We start from the raw sequence: 18,223 nt of genomic DNA on the forward strand, positions 1-18,223 counted from the left end.
ATAGTACAGTTTCCCGACGGTTTTCCAATCACCTTTCCGGCCATTTTCACCGTGCAAGCGCCAAACTGGCAAGATTGTGCTGGCGCAGCCCTGTTCCCCTTTGCAGCGAGCCGCCGCGGCCGCCGGGCTGCGCGGCAATCTGCCGCTGGGGCGGCCGCCGCCGGACCCGGCGCAAAGCTGCCGCTTTGCCGGTTCCATCCCCCAATTTACCCGTGCTAGGCTCCCCCCAAGCCGCCAGCCGCCCTGCCGGGCTTTGCGGCCGGAATTGATTAGCCCGCTGCCGGGAGCCGACATGAATTTTCTCTTCCGCCCGCGCCCGCTGGCGTGCGCCATTGCCTTGGGCCTGCTGGCTTTTTCTCCGCCTGCGGCCCTTGCCGCCGACGCAGCCCTGAAGGCGCCCGGCGCGAGCCAGGAGCTGGCAGACCGGTTGCGCGGCGCCTCTGCCTCGGTTGCGGCAAGCGGGGAGACCAATGTGCAGGAGCTTTTGGCGGCAGCCCTGTCAGACTACCGGACATTGGTGCAGGTGCTGTATGATGCAGGCCATTTTTCGCCTGTGGTGAACATCCGCCTGGATGGGCGCGAGGCCGCGGGGATCCAGCCGCTGAACCCGCCCAAAAGCATCAGCAAGGTCGAGATCACCGTGCAGCCCGGCCCCCGATTTGCCTTTGGCAAGGCGGAGCTTGCCCCCTTTCCGGCCCAAAGCGAGGTGGAAATCCCGGCGGCTTACGCCCCCGGGCAGCCCGCAAGCAGCGGCGCCATCCGCGAAGCGGCCATTGCCGGGGTGCGGGCCTGGCGGCGCAGCGGCCATGCCAAGGCCACCGTCGCGCAGCAGAGAATCACCGCCGATCACCTGCAGGCCAGGCTGGACGCGCAGCTGCGCCTTGCCCCGGGGCCCAAGCTGCGGTTCGGGCAGATGCGGATCTTTGGCGAGACCGCCGTGCGCGAAGAGGCCATCCGCCGGATTGCCGGGTTCCCGGCGGGTGAGGAATTCCACCCCGATCTGGTGTCAAAATCGGCCACCCGCCTGCGCCGCACCGGCACGTTCTCAACAGTTGTCCTGCGCGAGGCGGAGCAGCCCAACCCGGACGGCACCCTGGACTTCACCGCCCAGGTCGAGGACCTGCCGCCGCGCCGCCTGACCTTCGGCGCCGAGATCAGCTCTTCGGACGGGCTGGAAATCTCTGGCAGCTGGATGCACCGCAACCTGTTCGGAGCCGCCGAAAAGCTGCGCATCGAGGCCCGCCTCAGCGGCATCGGCAGCAGCAACGACATTGACGGCCGCATCGCGGTGCGGCTGGACCGGCCTGCGAAACTGGGGCCGGATGACAGTATCTTCTATCTGGCAGAGGCCGAGCGGCTGGACGAGGAGCACTACAGCGCGACCCAGGTGCTGGGGGCGGTTGGCGCCCGGCGGACCTTTTCCGACATGTTTTTTGCCGAGGCCGCGCTGGGGGTCTCCTCAACCCTGGCAGAGGATGTTTTCGGCAAGCGCCGTTTCAAATACCTGGCAGGCCGGATCCGCGCCGAATACGACGGGCGCGACAGCCGGGTGAACCCGAGCAGCGGCTTTTTCCTGCAGGGCGGCGCGACGCCATTTATCGGCATCGGCGGCAGCAAATCCGGCCTGCAGCTCAAAGGCGACGGGCGTGCCTATTACGGGCTGGGCGCCGAAGACCGGATCGTACTGGCCGGGCGGCTGCAAATCGGATCGGCCATCGGGCCGTCGCTCAGCGAAATCTCCCCCACGCTGCTGTTCTTTTCCGGCGGCGCGGGATCGGTTCGCGGCCATGAGTTCCAGTCGCTGGGGGTGCCTGTTGGCGGCGGCACCGCAGGCGGGCGCAGCTTTTTGTCCCTGTCAGGAGAACTGCGCGGCAAGGTGACAGAGAAGATCTCGCTGGTTGGCTTCTACGACATCGGCCTTGTCGATGCGGACAGTTTTGTCTCTGGTTCCTCGGCCCGCCATGCGGGTGCGGGTTTCGGGCTGCGCTATGATGTGGCCGGCATCGGCCCGATCCGCCTGGACCTTGCCTATCCGGTGGACGGCGGGTCCGAGGACGGGCTGCAATTCTACATCGGGATAGGACAGGCGTTTTGAGACAGTACCTTAGCCTTGCTCTGGCCGCGGGCCTGACGGTGGCGCCTGTTGCGGCGCAGGACACCGGCGATGAAGATGCCGGCGGGCTGCTGGTCGGCTTCCTGGAGGACACGCTGTCCGGCGACAGCCGCTATATCAGCGTGTCGGGGCTGGAAGGGGCGTTTTCCTCCGAGGCCAGGATCAAGAAGATCACCGTCGCGGATGAACTGGGTATCTGGCTGACCATTGAGGAGGCGGAACTGGACTGGAACCGGCTGGAGCTTCTGCGCGGGCGGTTCTCGGTCAATCAGCTGTCTGCCGAACGGATCGCGGTGGAGCGGGCGCCGGAGCCGCTGCCGCCGGACCCGGAGCTGCCAGAGCCTGAAGCAGCGCCCTTTGCCCTGCCCGAACTGCCGGTGGCGATCGAGCTGGGCCAGATCAAGGCTGCGCGGATTGACCTGGGCGAAGCGCTGGCCGGCACCGCTGCCAGCCTGTCGGTCGAAGGGTCCCTGAAACTGGCTGACGGGGCGCTGGACACGCGGCTTGAGGCCGCGCGGCTGGACAAACCCGGCGATCACCTGCAGCTGATGGCCGGCTATGACAATGAAACACAAGAGATTGCGCTGGACCTGGTGCTGCAAGAGGCGCCGGGCGGGCTGATTTCCCGCAGCCTGGACCTGCCGGGCCGGCCCGATCTGAAGCTTACTGCCAAGGGCGCCGGGCCGGTTTCGGATTTCACCGCGGATATCAGCCTTGCCACCAATGGCGCTGAACGGCTGGCGGGCCAGGTGGTGCTGGCGGCCCGCCCGCTGCCCGCAGGCGCAGCTGCCGGCAGCCCGCGCGATATTGGGTTCTCTGCCGATCTGGGCGGCAATATTGATGTGCTGCTGCCGCCGGTCAATCGCCCGTTCTTTGGCCCCGGATTGCGGCTGAACGTAAAAGGCGCACGTGCCGCCAGCGGCGCCGTGGCGCTGGACACGCTGGTTCTGCGCACCAGCGCGCTGCAGGTCACCGGCGCCGCGGCACTGGACGCGGGCGGCAAGCTGGACACCGCCAACCTGAAAACCGCCATCACGCCGCCCGCAGGTCTGGCCGCCGTCACCCTGCCGGTTGCGGGCGGCCAGACCACGCTGGCCGGGGCCGACCTTCAACTGCGCAAGGCAACGGACGGCAGCTGGGCGCTGGACGGCGTCCTGAACCAGCTGAGCCACCCGGGCGCGCTGATCGGCCAGGCCGAAATCGCTGGCCGCGGCACGCTGGACCAAAGCAGCGGCTTTGCCCTGGAGGGGCGCCTGAATGCCGGCCTCAGCGGGTTCCAGCCGCGTGATCCGGCGCTGGCGCGGGCCGCTGGAGAGGACATCCGGTTCGAGGGCACGCTGAGCACCGAAGGCCCCGGGGCGCTGCGTATCACGGAGATGGAGCTGCGCGGCAGCGGTTATGAGGCCGCCGGCGATGTGGCGCTGGACGGGCTGGAAAGCGGGCTGAAAGTGACCGCGGACCTGGCCGCAAGCGCAGCTGATCTTGCCCGCTTCTCGGATCTGGCCGGGCGCCCGCTGGGCGGCGCGGTGCGCGGCGCAGTGAAGGGCTCCTTCACGCCGCTCTCCGGTGCTTTTGACACCGATCTGGAAGTGACCGCCCAGGACCTCTCTGCCGGCATTGCCCAGGCGGATGCGCTGCTGGCGGGCACCACCACCCTGCAGCTCAAGGCGGCACGGGACGAAAACGGCATCGCCATCGACCATTTCGACCTGGAAGGCAGCGCCATTGCCGCCGCCGCGGCAGGCAGCCTCAACAGCGATGCCGGGCAGATGGAGATCACCGCCGAACTCAGGAAACTGGAGGTGCTGGTGCCGCAGAACCCCGGCACGCTGGCGCTGGCCGCCACCCTCACCCGCAATGGCAACCGGCTCAGCGGTGTGGCGGAGTTGAGCGGGCCGCACACCTCCGGCGCCAAGCTGGACGGCTCAGTCACGCTGGAGGGCGATGCGGATTTCACCTTTGCCGCCGCGCTGCACGAATTGGAGCGCTTTGTGCCGCAGCTTCCGGGCAAGCTGAGCGCCGATGGCACCGCCAGGCGCCGCAATGGGGACTGGCAGTTTTCGGCCGCAGTGGCAGGGCCCACCGGATCTGCCGCGGATTTCGAAGGCAGTTTCAATGAAGGCGACGGCAGCGCCGATCTGCGGTTTGATGCAGTGATGGAACAGCTGCAGCGGCTGGTCCCCGACCTGCCCGGCCGGCTGGCGGCCAAGGGCAGCGCCAGCCGCCGTGATGGCACCTGGACCATAGACAGCACCGCCAGCGGGCCTGCCGGCATCGACAGCCGTGTGGCAGGCAGCTGGAACGAGGCAAAGGGCACCGCCGATGTCACCGCCAAGGGCACGCTGCGGCTGGAGGGTGTGAACCCTTTTATCTCTCCGAACCTGCTGCAGGGGGCTGCAAACTTCGATCTCGCGCTCAAGGGGGCGCCTTCGCTGGACGCCCTGAGCGGCACCGTATCCATCCCCGGTGCCTCGCTGGCGGTGCCGTCAGCCGCCCAGCGGGTGGATGATATCAACGCCACTGTCTCTATCGCCCGCTCCAGCGCCCAGCTGCAGGTCTCGGCCCGCCCCCGCGATGGCGGGACGGTGCGGGTCAGCGGGCCAGTGGCGCTGCTGCCGCCGTTCAACGGCGGCCTGCAGATCGCCATCGCCGATGTGGTGGTGACAGATCACCTGTCTTACGAAACCTTGCTGAATGGCTCGCTGGCGATGTCCGGTGCCATGGCAGGCAGCAACCGGATCACTGGCCGTATTGATGTGGGCGAGACCAATATCAACCTGAACACGGCGGGAGGCTCGGTCTCGGCTGCGCCCATTCCCCCGGTGCGCCATGTGGGCGCGCCGCGGGAGGTGCGCCAGACGCTGGCCCGCGCCGGGCTGACCCGCAGTGGCGGCAGCACCGGCGGGTCAGGCAGGACGGATCTGGATATCCTGATCAGCGCGCCATCGCGAATTTTTGCCCGCGGCCGCGGCCTGCGCTCGGAACTGGGGGGCGAAATCCGCCTGCGCGGCAGCACCGCGCGGCTCTCGCCCTCCGGCCAGATCAGCCTGATCCGCGGCACCTTTGATATCCTGGGCCGGCGGCTGGAGCTGGACGAGGGCCGGATCACCCTGCTTGGCGATCTGAAACCCTATCTGGAGTTCAAGTCCTCCGCCGCCACCGACCAGGGCACCGCGACGCTGGAAATCTCCGGCCGGGTCGACGCGCCGGAGATCAAAGTGACTTCGGATCCGCCAAGACCCAGTGAAGAAGCACTGGCGCTCTTGCTGTTCGGCGACAATATCCAGGATATCTCGCCGCTGGCGCTGGCGCGGCTGGCCGGCTCGGCGCTGACCCTCAGCGGACGCGGCGGCGGTGCCCAGGACAGGGTGCGCCAGGCGACCGGGGCCGATGACGTCGATATCGGAGCCGACAACCTGGGCGCCGGGCAGCTGGGGCTGGGCGGCTATGCGGCAGAGAATGTCTATACCGATTTCAACGTTAACACCCGCGGCGAAAGCGAATTGAGCATCAATCTGGATGTGACCGGCAGCCTGACGGTGCAGGGCACGGTGGACAGCGAAGGCGAAACCGGGTTCGGGCTGTTCTTCAAACGCGACTACTGACCAAGGTCCGTCCGCAGCCCTTCCGCGCGCCCCGGCAACCGTTTTCCGGCACGGAAAACGGCCCGGAAATCAGGCGATTTCCGGATCGGAGTTCGTACCGGATTCCGCAACCCCGGCAGCGGCAAGCGCCACCTGGGCGGCGCCGCTGACCCCCGCTGCATCGTCAGTGATCAGCCACAGGGGCACATCAGAGCAGATCGCCCCAAGCCGCCCGCCAGGGGCAGTATAGCTGTCCAGGAACTGGGCCCGCGCCGCCGTGTTCAGGATGCCGCGCGCCACGCTGCCTGCGAAAAACAGCCCCTGCCGCGGCAGGTAAGCCGCCGTCAGCTCCCGTGCCAGCAGCCCCAGCAGATGCGCCCATTCGCAAACGGTGCGGGCTTCCGGCGCCTTGGGGTCCGCCAGATACGCCGCCTCCACCGCTTCGGCACTGCTGGCGGCGCTGCCGGTCAGCGCCTGGTGAAAACGCACAAGCCCCGGTCCCGAAAAAAGCGCCTCGATACTGGAAAAATCCTGAGGCGCACGCCCCAGAACGTCCTCCAGCCGGCGGCACAAAGGCTGCGGCAGTCCCGCATGCCCCATTTCCGCCTCCAGCGAAGCGCCGCCAAGCGATACGGATATGTTGAAGCCGGTGCCAATTCCTGCAACCAGCGCCTGGCCGCCGCTTTGCCGCCCGGCCTGCAGGCTGCAAAGCTGCCCCGGGATCAGCACCGGCAGCGCATGGCCAAGCGCGGCCAGATCGTTGACGATCCATGCCTTGGCGCCGCCTGTCAGTCCCAGCGCCGCAGCGATGCTGTCCGTGCTGCCCCGCCAGTTGCGGTTGCTGAGCGCGAAGGCACCATCCGCAACCGGGCCGGCCACAGCCAGGCAAGCCCCCTGCAGCGGCGGCAAACCCGGCTGGGCGCAATAGGCCTGCAGCACGGCCTCAAGGCTTGCGAAACTGTCATTGGAAAAACTCTGCAGCGCAGTCACCCCGATGCCGGGTGCGGCAAGGGCCAGCCGGGTCCGGCTGGCGCCCACATCCCCGGCCAGAACAGTCAGCTCAGCCGCCATGGGCCGCGGTCCTTTCTGATGTTTTCCCGGGTTTGAGACTGCAGCATTCGCGCCGCATTTGCAATTGAGCAGCGGCAGGATGCTTGCGGGCTTCGGCGGAAGTTTGCAATTTGACAGGGAAATTCCGGAACCGACGCAGGACGGGTGCAGCGTGCAGACATCACTTGGCCAAAGGCTGGCCGCCCGCGCCGGGCGCATGGCGCATCAGCTGCGGCTGCAGGCGTCGCTGCGCCGGCTGCACGGCCCGTCCCGACGCTTTGCCGCAGCGGATGAGGTGGTGCTGATCGCCCTGGTGCGCGATGGGGCCTATTATCTGGACGTGTTCTTCGAGCACTACCGGCGGCTGGGCGTTTCCGCTTTTGTCTTTATCGACAACGGCTCCGCCGATGCGACCCTGGAACGCATCCGCCAGGAGCCGGGCACCGCGGTGCTGCGTTCCGCCCTGCCCTGGCTGTCGTTTGAAAACAGTTTCCGCGGATATGCCGCCCGCCGTTACGGGCAGAACCGCTGGTGCCTGTTTGCCGATATGGACGAGCTGTTCGATTTCGAAGGCAGCGGCACAGCAGGGCTGGCCGGGCTGACCCGCTACTTGTCGCAGCATGGCTACACGGGCCTGCAGGCCCAGATGCTGGAAATGTTCCCGCGCGGACCGCTGGCCGCAGCCCGCAGCCTGACCTATGCCGAAGCGGTGGCTCAGTTCCGTTTCTCAGACATCACCGCGGTTAAGGCTGTCGACTATCATGCGCCGGAGACCGGTTTCTCCTACTGGCTGCAGCACAACCGCCTGCCGCCCGGCGGAGCGCAGATACTGTCGGGCGGGGTGCGCGGCAAGGTGTTCGGCGAGACCTGCTGCCTCAGCAAGCACCCGCTGGTGTTCAACGGATCCGGGGTGCAGGCCGCGGTGCATCCCCATGCCTCTGCCGGAGTGCAGCTGGCCGACATGGAAGGGCTGATCCGCCATTACAAATTTGCAGGCGACTCCCTGAGCCGGGATTTGCAGATCCAGGCCGAAGCGGTTTCCGAGCACGGTGAGGACAGGCTGCGGGCCAGTGCAATGCAGTCCCGCCCCGGTCTGGGACTGTGGTCCCCGGACGCGGTGGAAGACGCCGGTATTGCAGATCTTCAGCACCAGGGGTTCCTGCGCCGCTCAGCGCAATACAGCGCCTTTCTGGCGGGAGGCTGCCAATGAGCGCGCCTGCCACCGGCGCCGTGGTGATCGGGCGCAACGAAGGCGAGCGGCTGATCCGCTGCCTGCGCTCCCTGCAGGGGCAGGTGCAGCAGGTCATCTATGTGGACAGCGGCTCCTGCGACGGGTCGGCAGAGGCCGCCCGCGGCCTGGGGGCGGAGGTGGTGAACCTCGACCTGTCGCAGCCCTTCACCGCTGCGCGCGCCCGCAACGCCGGGCTGGCAGCCCTGTCCAAGGACACCGCTTTTGTGCAATTCGTTGATGGCGACTGCGAGGTTGATGCGGATTGGATCAGCACGGCCCTGCGGTTCCTGCACGCCTGTCCGCAGGCCGCCGCGGTCTGCGGCCGCCGCCGTGAACGCTTTCCCGGGGCCTCTGTTTACAACCGGCTGTGCGACGCCGAATGGGATACCCCGATTGGCGAGGCCAAGGCCTGCGGCGGCGATGCGCTGATGCGGGTGGCGGCGGTCTGCGCGGCCGGGGGCTACCGCGACAGCCTGATCGCCGGTGAAGAACCCGAATTGTGCCTGCGGCTGCGGCGGGCGGGCTGGCAGATCTGGCGGCTGGATGCTGAAATGACACTGCATGACGCCCAGATGCTGCGGTTCAGCCAATGGTGGAACCGCAGCCGCCGCGCGGGCCACGCTTTTGCCGAGGGCGCCGCCCTGCACGGTGCCGGGCCGGAGCGCCACTGGGTGGCCGAGACCCGCCGCGCGCTGATCTGGGGCGCTGCGCTGCCAGCCGCCATAGGCCTGGCGGCGCTGATTGAGCCGCTTTTCCTGCTGGCCGCCCTTGTGTACCCGGCCCAGATTGCCCGCCTGTCCCGGCGGATGGGCGCAGAGCGCGCCCTGTTCACGGTGCTTGGAAAATTCGCCGAAGCCGCCGGCGTTTTGGAATTCCACTGGAACCGCAGGCGCGGCAAGGCCAGAGGCATTCTCGAGTACAAGTAGCGCGCCTGCCCGGCGCAAACGCGGCGCCGCGCGGGCGCGGCGCAGGGGCCTTGCCCCTCTTGGCCTGACGGCCAATTCACCCCAGGATATTTGCGGCCAGATGAAGACTGGATCCCTTATTCTTCTGGCCGCCAATATCCCGGAGCGCGAGGCAGAGCCTCGCATCCCCAGGCCTCAAGGCAGAAATACCGCCAGGGATCAGCGCGCCCGGATGCGCCAGGCTCTGAGACACTGCCTGGGCAGGACCGACAGGCATTTTGCATAGCGCGGCAGCAGCCGCGCCGGGCTGGACAGCGCCCGCCAGAGCCATTCCATCGCAATCGCCCGCACCCAGGCCGGCGCCCGTTTCTGGTGACCGCCGAGAAAGTCCAGCCCGGCCCCAACCGAGGCAAAGCCCGCGCGCGGCGCCAGGCGGCGGCCGCGCTGGGCCAGACGCTCCTGCTTGGGAGCGCCAAGCGCGAGGAAACACAAACACGGCCCCGTCTCATCCAGCCGGTGCAGGATCTGGTCTGCTTCCTCGCCATCCGGGTCGAATACCCCCGACGGCGCCTGCGACCAGGCGATTTCCAGGCCAGGCACTTGCGCCGTCAGCGCGTCTTCGGCGTCCTGCAGCGCCGCGCCGGTGCTGCCTGCCAGCACCACTGGCACACCGGCCCCGGCAGCAAGCCGGCACAGGGGCAGCACCATGTCAGAGCCCGGCATCAGCTCCACCGGGCGCCGGGCGAGGCGCGACAGCCAGACAATCGGGCGCCCGTCCGCAACCACCAGGTCCTGCGCCTGATAGGCCGGCAGGAAACCCGGGACCTCTGCCAGCTTTACCAGGTGATCCAGGTTGATCGTGGCCAGCGCAAATCCCTGGCCTGCCGCAAAACGCGCACGGATCTCCGCGTCCAGCATGGCCTTGCGGGGCATGTTCACCGCCACCCGGCGGCCACCAAAGTCGAAATACACTGCAGCCTCCAATGATAGCGCCGCCCTGTCATAACGCCGCCGCGGCCCGCAAGCCAGCGCCGCGGCAGCCGCGGCGGTGCTGCGTGGCAAACCTGCACCCTGTTAACCCGTTGTTGTAAATCCGCGCGACAGCGCCGCGCGCAACAGGTAAAGTTTGATGCAAATACCGGGGAACTGAGGGAGCACGGGGCTTTGCCCAACGCTTTGGCCTATCTGATGCTGCTGGCCTGGCCGCTGGCCAGCCTGATCCTGTTCCGGCGCCTGCCGCTGGAGCGGGCGGTCCTGTGGTGCCTGATCGCGGGCTACCTGCTGCTGCCGCCGCTGGCCGAATTCGACCTGCCGCTGGTGCCGGACATGGATAAATTCGCCATCCCATCGGTGATGGCCTTTGTGCTGTGCGTTTTCCTGCTGCGCAAACCGGTGCCGCTGATGCCGCGGCACCCGGCAGTGCGGCTGCTGGTGCTGTTGTTCGTGTTCGGGGTCATTCCTACCGTTCTGACCAATGGCGAGCCGATCCTGTTCCGCAAGATCGCCAATTCCGACCCGATCATCTTTCTGACTGATCAGCTGCCGGGTCTGCGCTGGCGCGACCTGGGCTCGGTGATCATCAACCAGGTGATCGTGCTGATCCCCTTCCTGCTGGCGCGCCGTTACCTGTCCACCCCCGAGGCCCAGCGGGAATTGCTGCTGGCGCTGATGATCGCCGCGCTGGCCTATACCGTTCCGTCGCTGATCGAAATCCGCTTCAGCCCGCAGATGAACGTCTGGATCTACGGCTTCTTCCAGCACGATTTCAGCCAGATGATCCGCCAGGGCGGGTTCCGCCCCATCGTGTTCCTGCCCCACGCCCTGTGGCTGGCGTTCTTCATTATGTCGGCAGTTCTGGCCGCCGCAGCCCTGGCCCGCGTGTCGCAGGGCAAGGACAGGCTGCGGCTGGCACTGGCTGCAGGCTACCTCTTTGGTGTTTTGGTCCTGTGCAAGAGCCTGGCCTCGCTGGCCTATGCGCTGGCCTTCACACCGGTTGTGGCATTGGCGCCCTTGCGCTGGCAGCTGCGTGCGGCCCTGCTGCTGGCGCTGATCGCGGTGGTCTATCCAATGCTGCGCAACACCGGGCTGGTGCCGACCGAGGCGCTGGTGGCCCAGGCCGAGGCAATCAGCGCCGAGCGGGCACATTCGCTGAACTACCGCTTTGAGAACGAGGCGCAGCTCTTGGCACGCGCCGCCGAGAAGACCTGGTTCGGATGGGGCGGCTGGGGCCGCAACCTCGTGCGCCATGAGGAGACCGGCCAGATCCTGTCGATCCCGGACGGGCGCTGGATCATCGTCTTTGGCACCTTCGGCTGGCTCGGCTATATCGCCGAGATGGGTCTGCTGGCCGCACCGCTGGTGCTGCTGGCCTATGCTGCAGCCCGTGCGCCTGCGGGCAGCGTTTCCCCCTATGCGGCACCGATTGCCCTGATCCTGGCGGCCACCATGGTGGATATGCTGCTGAATGCAACGCTGATACCGATCACCTGGATGTGCGCGGGATCAGTGCTGGGCTATGCCGAGCGCCTGCTCTACCCGGATCTGTTTAGCAAGAAACCTGCACTCTTCGGCGGCGCGCAGGCCCTGGTGCCCGATGCCGCCGGGCCGGACAGGCGCAGCATCCTGTGATGCCGCAATCTTTCCGCTTTTCCGGCTCAATTTGACACAATGCGTCCACAGGCACGCCCTATGGATTTATGAAAATAAACGCAATGAAACCGGCAAGCGGCGCAGATGGGGATCTTGTGCGGCCTGCCGGGAACAGACCGCCGGGGAGAACCCCGGCACAAGTAAAGATCAACCCGCCCGGGGGCTTCTGCCAGCGCTGCAAAGCAGCTTGGCCGCGGCGCGCCGGGCTATCTGTGAAGGGCCTTCGGGCCAGGTGGTGGCGATGCAGCATGGGAAAGCCGCAGCGGGGGGCGCTGCCAAGAAAGAACCGGCGGGCGATATTGCGATTGTCGGTCTGTCCGTCGCGGTGCCGGGGGCCGGGTCGGCAGAATTGTTCTGGCAGAACCTGCGCAGCGGTATCGAATCGATTGAGGTGCTGGACCGCGAAACGCTGCTGGCAAACGGCGAGCGCGCCTCTGTTCTGGCCGATCCTGACTATGTCCCCGCCTCTGCTCCGCTGCAGGGGTTTGACGAGTTCGATGCGGAATTTTTCGGCTTCAGCCCGAAAGAGGCCGCGATCCTCGACCCGCAGCACCGTAAGTTCCTGGAAGTTGCCTGGGGCGCGATGGAAAACGCGGGCCATCCGCCCGAAAGCCTGCACGGCCCTATCGGCGTCTATGCAGGCTGCGGCATGGGCAGCTATTTCTATTTCAACATCTGCTCGAACCCATCACTGGTCGATGATGTCGGCATGTTCCTCTTGCGCCATACCGGTAACGACAAGGACTTCCTGTCGACCCGCGTCAGCCACGTTTTTGACCTAAAGGGGCCGTCGGTCAACGTGCAGACAGCCTGCTCCACCTCGCTGGTGGCGGTGCATTACGCCTGTAAAGCCCTGCGCGAGGGCGAATGCGATATGGCGCTGGCCGGCGGTGTCACCATCGAGCTGCCGCAGGGCCGCGGCTATCTCTATAAGGAAAATGAGATCCTGTCGCCCGACGGCCATTGCCATGCCTTCGACCACCGGGCGAAGGGCACGGTGTTCGGTTCCGGTGCAGGCGCGGTGGCGTTGAGGCGGCTGGAGGATGCGGTTGCCGATGGCGACCACATCTGGGCGGTGATCAAGGGCTCTGCCATCAACAACGACGGTGCGGACAAGGCGGGTTATCTCGCGCCTTCCGTCGGCGGCCAGTCGGCGGCGGTGCAATCGGCACTGGCGGCCGCGGGTACTCCGGCGGAGACCATCGACTATGTCGAATGCCACGGCACCGGCACCTATTTGGGCGACCCGATCGAAGTCTCCGCCCTGACCGATGCCTACCGGGCCACCACCCAGGACAGCGGTTTCTGCCGCATCGGCTCAGTCAAGACCAACATCGGGCACCTGGATACGGCGGCAGGTGTGGCGAGCCTCACCAAAACCGCGCTGGCGCTGCACCACAAAGAAATCCCGCCCTCACTGGGATTTGAGGCCCCGAACCCGGCGATTGATTTTGAGAGCTCGCCGTTCCGCGTGAACGCCGCCCTCACCCCCTGGACACCGCACAAGGGGCCGCGGCGCGCCGGTATCAACTCGCTGGGCGTCGGCGGCACCAATGCGCATGTGATCCTGGAGGAAGCGCCAGAGCGTGCCGCGTCAGAGGAAAGCGATTTTCCGTTCCAGATCCTCTGTGTTTCCGGCCAGTCCAAGGCGGCACTGGAGGCCAACACCCAAGCCCTTGCAGAGTACCTGAAGGCGAACCCCGAAGCGGACCTGGCCGACGTGGCCTATACGCTGAAGGAAGGCCGCCGCGGCTTTGCCAAACGCCGGGTTCTGGTGGCGGAGACCGCCGCTGAAGCCGTTGACCTGATTGAGGAAAAAGATCCCCGCAAGGTCTTTACCCATGACCGGCTGGGCGACGCGCCGGAGGTGGTGTTCATGTTCCCCGGCGGCGGCGCGCAATATGCCGGTATGGCGCGCGACCTTTACGAGACTGAGCCGGTCTTTGCCGACTGGATGGACCGCGGGCTGGAGCATCTGCAACAGAGCCTTGATTACGACATCCGCGCGATCTGGCTGCCGGAGGACGGCGCGGAGGACGCCGCCAATGCCAAACTCCAGCAGCCCTCGGTGCAGCTGCCGCTGATCATGATCGTGGAATACGCGCTGGCGCAGCTGTGGATCAGCTGGGGCGTGAAGCCCGCGGCGCTAGTTGGCCACTCCATGGGCGAAAATACCGCCGCCTGCCTGGCCGGTGTCATGTCCTTTGAAAACTGCATCGATCTGATGCTGCTGCGCGGCCGCCTGTTCGACACCGTGCCCGCCGGCGGGATGCTGTCGATTGCCCTGCCCCTGGATGAGGTCGAAGCCATCATCGGGGACGATCTGGACATCGCCAGCGTCAATGCGCCCTCGCTCACCGCTGTTTCCGGCCCGCAGGAGGCGCTGGACAGACTGTCGGCAGAGCTGACCGCCCGCGAGGTCGAACACCAGCGTATTCCCATCGACATCGCTGCGCATTCGCGGATGCTGGACGGCATCCTGCAGGAATACGGCGATTTCATCCGCTCCCTGTCCCTGTCGGCGCCAACCCTGCCGGTGATTTCGAACCGCACGGGGGCTGACCTGACCGCGGAACAGGCTACCAGCGCCGATTACTGGGTCGGCCAGCTGCGCAATACCGTGCGTTATGCCGCCTGCATTGAAACTCTGGCTAAAACCCCGGACCGGGTATTCCTGGAGGTTGGCCCCGGCAAGGCACTCAGCGCCTTGGCGCAGATGTCGCCTGCGGTGAAGCAGGGTCAAGTGCTCAGCTCGCTGCGCCACCCGGACCAAGAGGTGATGGACGACAGCTATTTCTTTGGCGTCATCGGCCGTCTTTGGGCCTGCGGGGTGGAGGCCGACTGGGAACAGATCTGGGGCGAGGCGCGACGCAACCGCCTGCCATTGCCCGGCTACGCCTTCCAGCGCAGCCGCTATTTCATCGAGCCGGGCAAACCGGCGGTGGAGGAAGAGGCCGCACCCGAACGCCACGAAGACCTCAAGGATTGGGGCTACCGCCCGGCCTGGCGCCCGCGTCTGGCCGATTGCTCCTTGGATGTGCTGCAGGAGCTGGACCAAGAGCCGCACACCTGGCTGATCTTCGAGGATGACGCCGGCCATGCCACCCGCGCCGCAGGCCGGCTGGAGGCAGCAGGCCATACCGTTGCGCGGGTTCGCGCGGGCGACACCTATGCTCAGCTTGCGCCCAACGCCTATGTGCTGCCGCCGGAACAGGGCCGCGCCGCCTATGGTGCGCTGATGGCGGATCTGGCGGACGCCGGTCTGTTGCCGGACCGCATCGCCCATTTCTGGCTGGTGACCGAGGGGGAAACCTTCCGCCCCGGTTCCTCCTTCTTTGACCGCAATCTTGAGATGGGCTTCCACTCACTGACCGCACTGGCTCAGGAGCTGGGCAATGCCGACCTGCCCGGTCCGGCGCATCTGACGGTCTTAACGACCGGCGCCGCGCAGGTCCGGGATGAGGCACTGCCCTACCCGGAAAAGGCAATGATCGCAGGCCCCTTGGGGGTGATCCCGCGCGAGCTGCCGGGGCTGACCTGCGCCGCTGTGGACATTGAACTGCCGCAGGCCGAAAAAGGCCTGTTTGCCCTCCGCAAACCAGTGCAGGCTGACATCACGAACCGCATAATGGAGGAGCTGTTGGCGGAACCGGCAAACCTCTCCGCCGCCTGGCGCGGGGAGAAACGGTTTGAACTCAGCTGGCGCCCGCAGCCCCTGCCTGAACCGGAAACGCCGCCATTTAAACAGGGCGGTCACTACCTGATCACCGGCGGCTATGGCGGCATCGGCCTGACCATCGCCGGCCACCTGATGCGCAACTACGGCGCCAAAGTCTCGCTGATTGCCCGCGATGGCCTGCCGCCGCGCGAGGCATGGGAGCGGTATCTGGCCAGCCACAGCCCGGCCAACCGCACCGCCCAGCGCATCCGCGCCGTCATGGCGCTGGAGGCCGGTGGCAAGGGATCGGTGCTGCCGCTGGCCGCCGACGTCTGCAACAGCGGCGACTTGCGCGCGGCACGGGATCAGGCAGAGGCAGCCTTTGGTCCGGTTACCGGAGTGTTCCACGGGGCCGGCGTCATAAATGACGGCCCGCTGCTGGCCAAGGATGAGGACCAGATCGCCCAGGTTCTGGCCCCCAAGGTCAGCGGGCTGCGGGCGCTCGATGCGGTGTTCCCGGACGGCAGCCTGGAATTGATGGTGCTGTTTTCCTCCTCCTCCACCGTAACCCGGCCGGCGGGCCAGGTGGATTACATCGCCGCCAACGAATACCTCAACGCTTGGGCCAAGCACCGCACGGGCGGGCAGACGCAAGTGATTGCCGTGGACTGGGGCGTCTGGGCCGACACCGGCATGGCCGCCGGCGCCATGGCAGGCCGCAACGCAACCGCAGGCGCCAGCGCGCCGGAACCCTGCCCGCAGCCGCTGCTGCAGCAGCAGGCGTTCGACGCCGCGGGCAACCGCATCTTCACCCCCCGCTTCGGCACTGCGGAGTGGCTGCTGGATGAGCACCGCACCAAGGATGGCACTGCGCTGGTGCCCGGCACCGGCTATGTCGAGATGGCCGCCGAGGCGCTGGCGGCCATAGGCGTTGATGGGCCGTTCGAAATCCGTGACCTCTATTTCCTGCGCCCGATGGTTGTGCAGGACGATAAGCCGCAGAATGCTGTCATTAAATTAGAAGCTGATGAAAATGGTTATGAACTGTTCGTTTACTCTGGGTATACAAATGGTTACCGTCTAAATTGTCAGGCTATGCTGGCCAGCGCGGCGGCGGCAGAACGCCCTGCCGCGCTCAACCTCCAGAATATTCTCACCCGATGCACGGAGGAGCAGGCGCCAACCGCCGGGCGCCTGCGATCCCCGCAGGAGGCGCATCTTAAGTTCGGCCCGCGCTGGCATGTGCTGGACCGTGCTGCCCTGGGCGAAGGTGAAGGGCTGGCCCATCTGTCACTGCCGGATTGCGCTGCGCAGGACGGCACTCTGCTGCATCCCGGCCTGATGGATCTGGCCACCGGCTGGGCCATCGGATTGATCCCCGGCTATCAGGGCGGCGCCTTGTGGGTGCCGGTTTCCTACCGGTCGATCAGGGTCTTTGCCCCGCTGCCCAGGCAGATTTGCAGCCACGTGCGGCTGGCGGAAACCCATGACAGCGGGTCCGCGGAGTTTGCTGCTACCCTGACGGATCGCGACGGCACTGTGCTGGCAGAGATCGAAGGCTTCCGGATGCAACGACTTGCCAGCGGTCTTGATGCCTCAGCAGGACATGGCGAGCCAGATGCGACAGCCGCCCAGTTGGGTTTGGAGCCCGCCAGCAGCCCTCAGCCGCTGTCACCCGAGGAACGCCGCCTGCAGCTGAACATCTCAAACGGAATCAAGGCAGAGGACGGCGGCGAGGCACTGGCGCGCGCGCTGGCCTCAGGCTTGCCGCAGGTGGTGGTCTCCTCGCTCGACCTGCCCGCGCTGATCGCCCAGGCGGATCAAAGCGCACCGGCAGTGGCAGCAACGCAGTCCTTTGAACGGCCGCAGCTCGACACCGGCTACGTCGCCCCGCGCAACCCGGTGGAGGAGCAGCTGGCCCAGCTGTTTGCCTCTCTCCTCGGGGTCAGCCAGGTCGGGGTTGAGGACAGCTTCTTTGACCTCGGCGGCCATTCTCTGATTGCGGTGCGGCTGTTTGCGCAGGTGAAACGCGCCTTTGACGTGGAATTCCCGCTGTCGGTGCTGTTTGAGGCGCCCAGTGCTGCCGCGCTGGCGGAGCGGATCATCGAGCGCACTGGCGGCGGTGTTGCCGAGGAACCAGGCGAGCCCGCGCACACCCCGGAAGAGAAACCGCAGTTCACCCACCTTGTGCAGCTGCACCCAGGCGATGGCACCGGACGGCGGCCCTTTTTCCTGGTCGCGGGCATGTTCGGCAACGTGCTGAACCTGCGGCATCTGGCGCTGCTGGTGGGCAAGGACCGCCCGGTCTACGGCCTGCAGGCCAAAGGGCTGGTGGGCGCGGACGCACCGCACGACCGGATCGAGGACGCCGCCCGCAGCTGCCTGAATGAGATTCGCCAGATCCAGCCCGACGGTCCTTATCTGCTGGGCGGCTTCTCCGGCGGCGGCATCACCGCCTATGAAATGGCGCAGCAGCTGAAGGACCAGGGCCAGGACACCGCCGCGCTGATCCTGCTTGATACGCCGCTGCCGGTGCGCCCGGCCCTGAACCGGCAGGACAAGGCGCTGATCAAGCTGGCAGAGCTGCGCAGCAAGGGCGCGGGCTACCTCGGCGAATGGGCCAGGAACCGCATTGCCTGGGAGTTCGAAAAGCGCCGCACCAAACCGGCGGAAACCGGCGCCCTGCCGGAGTTCAACAACCGCAAGATCGAAATGGCCTTCCGCACCGCGGTCGAGGCCTATGCCCTGCAGCCCTGGCACGGCCCGTTGACCCTGTTCCGCCCGCCGCTGGACCGCAAATGGCAGGTGAGCGGCGGCAATTGGGTCAGCGGCGAACGTGAATATGTCTTTGCCGACAACGACTGGACCCGCTGGGCCCCCGCCGTCGAAGTGGCCGAGGTGCCGGGCGACCATGACAGCATGGTGCTGGTGCCGAACGTCAGCGTGCTGGCGGCAGGCGTCAAGGCACGGCTCGATGCCGCCGACCGGGCGGCGGCCTCCGGCCCGTCGCGCACCGTCCGGGCAGCGGAGTGA

The 18,223-nt window shown here is 66.8% G+C and carries 8 protein-coding genes; 6 read left to right on the forward strand and 2 right to left on the reverse strand.

Annotated elements, in window-relative coordinates; translation table 11 throughout:
• The first annotated feature begins 292 nt into the window (after positions 1 to 292).
• Together ACXAHG_RS11700 and ACXAHG_RS11705 are read left to right on the forward strand one after the other, a co-directional pair.
• Complete coding sequence (locus ACXAHG_RS11700) at positions 293 to 2,095, forward strand: autotransporter assembly complex protein TamA (protein ID WP_475057454.1); 1,803 nt, start codon at positions 293 to 295, stop codon at positions 2,093 to 2,095.
• Positions 2,092 to 5,718, forward strand: coding sequence for a translocation/assembly module TamB domain-containing protein (locus ACXAHG_RS11705; RefSeq protein WP_475057457.1), 3,627 nt, complete (start codon positions 2,092 to 2,094; stop codon positions 5,716 to 5,718). Before ACXAHG_RS11700 ends, ACXAHG_RS11705 begins: the two co-directional genes overlap by 4 nt.
• Positions 5,719 to 5,787: 69 nt before the next feature.
• Here the strand turns inward: ACXAHG_RS11705 and ACXAHG_RS11710 are convergent, their stop codons facing one another.
• Complete coding sequence (locus ACXAHG_RS11710; RefSeq protein ID WP_475057460.1) at positions 5,788 to 6,768, reverse strand: glucokinase; 981 nt, start codon at positions 6,766 to 6,768, stop codon at positions 5,788 to 5,790.
• Between the two features lie 151 nt (positions 6,769 to 6,919).
• Between ACXAHG_RS11710 and ACXAHG_RS11715 the strand changes: the two genes are divergently transcribed.
• Positions 6,920 to 7,957 carry a glycosyltransferase family 2 protein gene (locus ACXAHG_RS11715; RefSeq protein WP_475057463.1) on the forward strand — a complete coding sequence of 346 codons (1,038 nt, stop codon included), beginning with the start codon at positions 6,920 to 6,922 and terminating at the stop codon, positions 7,955 to 7,957.
• The gene (locus ACXAHG_RS11720; RefSeq protein ID WP_475057465.1) at positions 7,954 to 8,904 is read left to right on the forward strand and encodes a glycosyltransferase family 2 protein; all 951 of its coding nucleotides are present in this window, start codon (positions 7,954 to 7,956) and stop codon (positions 8,902 to 8,904) included. The genes ACXAHG_RS11715 and ACXAHG_RS11720 overlap by 4 nt, the downstream gene beginning before the upstream one ends.
• A 198-nt stretch (positions 8,905 to 9,102) precedes the next feature.
• On the opposite strand, the gene ACXAHG_RS11725 is transcribed toward ACXAHG_RS11720, so the two are convergent.
• Complete coding sequence (locus ACXAHG_RS11725) at positions 9,103 to 9,816, reverse strand: WecB/TagA/CpsF family glycosyltransferase (protein WP_475057559.1); 714 nt, start codon at positions 9,814 to 9,816, stop codon at positions 9,103 to 9,105.
• Positions 9,817 to 10,047: 231 nt separating this feature from the next.
• On the opposite strand from ACXAHG_RS11725, the gene ACXAHG_RS11730 reads away from it, so the two are divergent.
• Together ACXAHG_RS11730 and ACXAHG_RS11735 are read left to right on the forward strand one after the other, a co-directional pair.
• Entirely contained in the window at positions 10,048 to 11,511 is a 1,464-nt protein-coding gene (locus ACXAHG_RS11730; RefSeq protein WP_475057468.1) for a hypothetical protein, read from the forward strand.
• A 262-nt stretch (positions 11,512 to 11,773) separates the two neighbouring features.
• The gene (locus ACXAHG_RS11735) at positions 11,774 to 18,223 is read left to right on the forward strand and encodes a beta-ketoacyl synthase N-terminal-like domain-containing protein (protein ID WP_475057471.1); all 6,450 of its coding nucleotides are present in this window, start codon (positions 11,774 to 11,776) and stop codon (positions 18,221 to 18,223) included.

The organism is Leisingera sp. ABD4_442, from assembly GCF_056160905.1.